The sequence below is a fragment of the Peribacillus sp. P4_C12 genome, assembly GCF_056402095.1.
Window position 1 is genome coordinate 1 of record NZ_JBFUIB010000844.1, and the last position, 1231, is coordinate 1231.

The window sequence follows — 1231 nt, forward strand, 5'->3', positions numbered from 1 at the left end:
GGAACAACTGGCTGTGGCAGCTTACGAATACTATCCGAACTGTGGAGGATTTGAAAAAAGTTATAGACTTGACTCCTGATGAAGAGGAAGGTGTCAGGATCTCTACGAAAACCATCCCATTAAATATTACCCCCTATTATGCTTCGTTGATGAATAAGGATGACCCAAGGTGTCCAATCAGAATGCAATCTGTCCCAATCTCAGAAGAAATGCATAAAACCAAATATGACATGGAGGACCCGCTTCATGAAGATGAAGATTCACCAGTACCGGGATTGACTCACAGATATCCTGATCGCGTCCTTTTTTTGGTCACGAATCAGTGCTCCATGTACTGCCGCTATTGTACGAGAAGACGCTTTTCAGGACAAATAGGTATGGGAGTACCAAAAAAACAATTAGACGCTGCAATCGGCTATATTCGTGATACACCAGCAGTCCGAGATGTTCTTATCTCCGGCGGTGACGGATTATTGATTAATGACACCATCCTGGAATATATTTTAAAAAACTTAAGGGAAATCCCCCACGTTGAAATAATCAGGATAGGTACGAGAGCTCCAGTTGTATTCCCTCAACGAATCACAGAAAATTTGTGTGCAATATTAAAAAAGTATCATCCAATTTGGTTAAATACGCACTTCAATACATCTATAGAAATTACCGAAGAATCAAAGAAAGCGTGTGAGATGCTAGCAGATGCAGGTGTACCGGTAGGCAACCAGGCTGTTATTCTAGCCGGTATAAATGATAGTGTGGCGATCATGAAAAAGCTGATGCATGACCTCGTTAAGATTCGTGTCCGTCCTTACTACATTTATCAGTGCGACCTATCCGAAGGAATCGGTCATTTCCGAGCCCCGATATCTAAGGGGATTGAAATTATTGAAGGCTTACGCGGTCATACGTCTGGGTATGCTGTCCCGACTTTCGTTGTAGATGCACCAGGGGGTGGAGGGAAAATTACATTACAACCGAACTATATCCTTTCACAATCACCGACAAAAACAGTGCTTCGTAATTTTGAAGGAGTAATTACCACATATCCCGAACCTGAGCATTACACACCAGGACTTGCAGATGATTATTTCAAAGGGATATATCCTGATATGGATGAAAAACGGTCAGATATAGGAATAGCTGGTTTGATGAATGACCAGCAATTTAATTTAGTACCTGAAGGGCTGAAACGAATGAATCGCCGTGAAAATTACGTTACCAACCCAGAGCA

The 1231-nt window shown here is 42.0% G+C and carries 1 protein-coding gene; it reads left to right on the plus strand.

Features of this window, described 5'->3' with window-relative positions; all coding sequences use genetic code 11:
• On the plus strand, positions 1 to 1231 hold a 1231-nt coding region (gene kamA, locus AC1DUW_RS29595), incomplete at both ends, for a lysine 2,3-aminomutase (RefSeq protein ID WP_477644276.1).